General features: G+C 49.1%; 1 pseudogene. It reads right to left on the bottom strand.

The window, feature by feature from the left end:
• Nucleotides 1-22: 22 nt before the first annotated feature.
• Nucleotides 23-790, bottom strand: a pseudogene (locus tag L692_RS33540) (GH-E family nuclease); the annotation flags it as partial.

Raw genomic sequence — 790 nt, 5'->3', positions numbered from 1 at the left:
TTTTCTACCATTTAGTGGTTAATCAACAGGCGTGATCTAACACATAATTATTGGAGTCAAGCATCCATTCCCTGACCTCTGGGGACTTTGCACCATAATATCTCCCCATACTGTTCCACCACGAGACAGCGTCAGTCAGATGTGCCATATCTGCTTGATCTAGAGGATACCACTTTCCATCACTCGCCATAAATTCCATTTCACCATCACGTGTTGTCCGAATTTTTGGTGGAACTTCATTTTTCATTCGCTCTATTACTTCTTTACCTGTTCTAGAGTTTTTTCCAGGTGTATCACCCATATATTCTAAACGCTTTGTGAGGCCATTTGGTTCAGGTAAACCCATTTCTTTGTTACTTGCATACACCCCGTCAGGACGGTGCCATCTTCCACTCGCATCTTGATAATAACCCTCAGGAACATTACCCGTCCCCTCAACTTCCGGAGGTTTCTTCGGCGGTTCTTTTGGTTTCGGAGGTGTACCACCACCCGACCCTTTGGCCCCTCTTCCCGCACTTCCCACCAAAGGCTCATCCCCAACCTTTGCAAAAAAGGTGGCACCTTCCGGTGTGGCCAGGACCCCGTAATTCTTCGGATTCAAATAACTGGAGCCGCGGCTTATCGCATCTGCCAGCTCGCTACCCGCATTTTTCAGCTTCTGCACCGCTTTACCAAAGCCGTTCATCACGGCCGAGAACCCTTCTTTGACCCATGTAGGTGCGATCTTGCCGATCCCTTTGCCCATGGCTCCCAGCACCTTCGCATCCAGCAGCCCTGCCGTCAAAAATCC

It is taken from the genome of Paenibacillus forsythiae T98 (assembly GCF_000520735.1).
Lineage (GTDB): Bacteria > Bacillota > Bacilli > Paenibacillales > Paenibacillaceae > Paenibacillus_AQ > Paenibacillus_AQ forsythiae.
This window is presented reverse-complemented; position numbering and strand designations above follow the sequence as displayed.